The 3656-nt window shown below is 56.2% G+C and carries 3 protein-coding genes; all 3 read left to right on the forward strand.

Translation table 11 applies throughout. The annotated features are described in order from the left end of the window. The coding region (locus tag FAA86_RS24130; RefSeq protein ID WP_136543829.1) for a putative bifunctional diguanylate cyclase/phosphodiesterase at window positions 1-1334 on the forward strand (1334 nt) is incomplete at its 5' end. A 671-nt stretch (window positions 1335-2005) separates the two neighbouring features. After that, complete coding sequence (gene rnk, locus FAA86_RS24135) at window positions 2006-2425, forward strand: nucleoside diphosphate kinase regulator (RefSeq protein ID WP_136543831.1); 420 nt, start codon at window positions 2006-2008, stop codon at window positions 2423-2425. A 139-nt stretch (window positions 2426-2564) separates the two neighbouring features. After that, the gene (locus FAA86_RS24140; protein ID WP_136543833.1) at window positions 2565-3104 is read left to right on the forward strand and encodes a GreA/GreB family elongation factor; all 540 of its coding nucleotides are present in this window, start codon (window positions 2565-2567) and stop codon (window positions 3102-3104) included. Window positions 3105-3656: the final 552 nt, after the last annotated feature.

The following is a 3656-nucleotide window of genomic DNA, read 5'->3' on the forward strand; positions in this document are numbered from 1 at the left end:
AGCTAAGGCAACTTGCCATGCACGATCCCCTCACGGGACTTGCAAACAGGACGACGTTCCATCGTACCCTTGTGCAGCATCTCGAACGCGCTGGCACCGAAAACGGCGTTGCGGTCATGTTTGTGGATCTGGATCACTTCAAGGAGGTCAACGACACCTTCGGCCACCCGGTGGGAGACGCGCTCATCAAGGAGGTTGCGAACCGCTTGCTGGAAATCGCACCATCGGCGCTTGTGTCTCGCCTGGGGGGAGATGAGTTCACAATCCTTCAAGAGGTAGAGGATCTTGTCGAAGTCGAATTACTCGCCGGGCGGATCATCGAAAAACTGCGTCTCCCGTTCCAAATCGAGGGCAATCTAATTACGGTTGGAGCGAGCATCGGCATTTCGCTTGCAGTACCGGGATTGGAAGCGACTGAGATGACAAAACGCGCCGATATTGCGCTGTATCACGCCAAGGCTGCTGGTCGGAATACGTTCGCAGTCTTCGGCAGCCACATGGAAGAAGTGCTAAGGCGTAGACGAGTGCTGGAAACCGATTTGGAGTCCGCGCTTGAAACCCGGACGCAGCTCGCGGTGCACTTCCAACCCGTTTACTCAGCCAAGGATGGGCGCATGTCCTCCATAGAAGCTCTCTGTCGTTGGAGACATCCGACTTTTGGGACAATATCGCCAGACGTGTTTGTTCCGATTGCCGAGGAATGTGGACTGATTCAAGCACTCGGTCTCTATGTTATGGAAGAGGCCTGCAGCCTGCTTGCGGACGTTCCCGATTGCGGCGTGGGGGTGTCCGTCAATGCCTCAGCGATCGAATTAATGTCGCCTGGCTACTCGCTTCGAGTGCTGTCGATACTATCAAAGTTCGGCATACACCCTTCACGGCTGGAAATCGAAATTACGGAAAGGATGGCGACGGATGCCGACGGTAAAGCTGCGGCCGCAATCAAAGCTTTGCGGGATGCAGGTGTGAGATTTGCTGTCGATGACTTTGGGAAGGGCACCTCGTCGTTCGGGCAGCTTCTTAACCTCGACGTTGATCGCATCAAGATAGACAAGATGTTTGTTGATCAGCTTCACCACGGCGGAGGTTTGCCGCTGGTCGAGGCGATCGTGCAGATGGCCCGACACAAGGGGCTGCAGACCACTGCGGAGGGTGTCGAGACGGCCGATCAGCGAGAAACACTGACGTCGTTGGGCTGTGACAGCCTTCAAGGCTTCCAACTTTCAAAGCCATTGAACCGGCATGATACGATGCATTTGCTCTCGCAGCACGAAAGCAGAATGAACAGCGCCAGGTTTTCGGGAGACCGTTCAGACCAAGTAACGCGGCCATAGAAGGCGTTTTCAGCCCGGCGTAACATCGTACTGCGGCCTGAGCGGGCGCCATCTTCGGATGGCCCCCTAATCCGGCGGGTGTTAGACTAGACGACCCAATCGAGCGTGGCGAACTCCAGGGGTGCCTGCGTGAACGAGTAGCGCTCAGGCCGTTTTCTGGTGGGGCTTAAGCCGGATTTCGGGCTGTGGCGTGAGATAGCCCGAACAAAAAAATGCCACGGCAATTGCCGTGGCTAAGAAGCGACTGACGCGCCGCTGGGGATGCCTTCAACTGGGAGGTCTTGGCCCACAATGTGAGCCTAGAGGTATGCGTCACGAATAGCAACCTCAGCAATCGAACTAGAAAGCTGCCGCGCCACCTGCTGCTTGGCTCGACTCAGCGGATAGCGACTATTTGTCTGCTTCCGAGGCGAACTGATGGCGTTGCTTGACTTCGCAATCCGTTGCGCCCATTTTAGAGACATGCTGAATGAACGTTACCATACCATCCGTACACGGATGTGCCTGATCGCAGGCAGGTAACCCCCGGCCCGGTTGCGTCACGACCAGGTCGTGGGGCATAGGTCGCGTCCCGCATAGCGGGAGCAGGCGTCAAAGCATAATTCATCAATAATCTAAATTACGGCTGTGCGGCAAACGCCCGGCTGCGCTTGTTTACAGGAAACAAGACTATGGTCACTGACACGAAGCGTCATCGCAAGCCTGCGATCGTCCTGACGAAAACAGACTATGAGAGGCTTTTGCGGCTCGCAGAAGCTCATGCTTTGCGCAATCCAGAAGTCTCCGAGGAGCTTATGGTCGAGCTCGATCGTGCGCGCGTCGTGCAAAATTACAAGATTGCCTCCAATGTCGTGCGTATGGGATCGACTGTCCGCTTTACCAGTGATCTTGGCGAGGATCGTACGGTGACACTCGTGTTTCCTGGAGAAGCCGATATTGCCGCTGGCAGGATTTCCATCCTCACACCAATTGGCGCTGCGCTCATTGGTCTCTCTGCCGGCCAGTCCATCGACTGGGTCGCACGCGACGGCCGTGTGCATCGTCTTCATGTCGAGCACGTGGAGAAGCTTGCAGCAAGCAAGGTGGCATGATGGCTCACGCGCTCCGTCGTCTCTCCATCAATGGAGGCTCCCTAATCGCAGGATAGTCACCCCTGCGCGGAATGCGCGCAGGGGATCTCCCATTCTTGTCGATGTATTCGCTCAAAGGTGAGCGACGGAGAACTGCGAAATGTCGAACGACAATATCATCCTGACGACCAAGGATTTCACCATCCTGGAGGTCCTGCGTGACCGCCACCATGACCAAACTGGCCTGCTGATGCCCCTGATCCGGAACAAGATGGAGAAGGCCATCGTCGTATTCCGAGAAGACCTGCCGGGTAACATTGCAAGCATCAACAGCCGGGTACGCTTCCGCGTCGCAGCTGGCGAGAGTGATACGCGTGTTATCTCAACCGGACAGACTCATGGGCCGGTGGGCATGTTCCTGCCCATCACGACGCTTCGTGGTCTGGCGCTTCTTGGACTGCGCGAAGGTCAGGCGATGTCATTGGTCAATATGAACGGCGTCACGGAGAAGATTGTGCTCGAAAAGGTAGAGTATCAGCCAGAAGCGTCGCGGCGTGAACGAGAGGCGCTAGGTCAAGAAGAGCTTACGGCTGGGCGAAAACCGATGCTGCGCGTCATATCTGGCGGACTTGATGGGCATCGCTGCATGAGTTCCTTTGTGGCCGGCGGATTTGATGATCCGGGACCATCAGCAGCCTGACGTCTAGCCGTAAGGTTCTCCCGGATGCGCGCCGAGATCGAGGTGCGCATCCGATGGTGTGTCGGTAACTCGCCCATCCGCAAGATCGCTTACAGCGGTTGTTTCTCGTTGACCGGAAGCATCATCCAAACAATCTGCCCCATGCTACTTGCACTTTGCGCCGATTGCGTCCTCCAGCGGACCGCCGTGTTGTCAATCGCTCTATGGTCCCTGACAACTATCTTGTCGTCGTCAGCAATGTGCCAAGATCGACAATGGCTGACTGGAAGCCGTCTGGTAGACGAGCGTTTTAGGCCGACATCCCCGGAAAAATGAAGGCGCTCTTCCTTCAGTTAATGCTATTTTAGAGATGTATATGGTTTAGCTTATGTTCTGAGACATGCTGCGGAGAGCGCTGCCTTAACGCTCGACCGGCGAACCTACGTAGGCACCATGAAGTCACTCATTCCCGCTGTCTACTTCTCGCTCGCGGTCGCCGTTGTCGCTGTCATAGCGGCAAGGCCGTCCGGCCCCTTCGTCCTCGTCGTAACCTCACCTGCAGCACATGCGGCG

This window comes from Rhizobium rosettiformans W3 (assembly GCF_004912135.1).
GTDB lineage: Bacteria > Pseudomonadota > Alphaproteobacteria > Rhizobiales > Rhizobiaceae > Allorhizobium > Allorhizobium rosettiformans.

What these genes read in the sequence shown, in the direction of transcription:
- rnk (WP_136543831.1), top strand. Translation starts at nt 2,006, where the DNA reads ATGGTCACTGACACGAAGCGTCATCGCAAGCCTGCGATCGTCCTGACG.
- FAA86_RS24140 (WP_136543833.1), top strand. Translation starts at nt 2,565, where the DNA reads ATGTCGAACGACAATATCATCCTGACGACCAAGGATTTCACCATCCTG.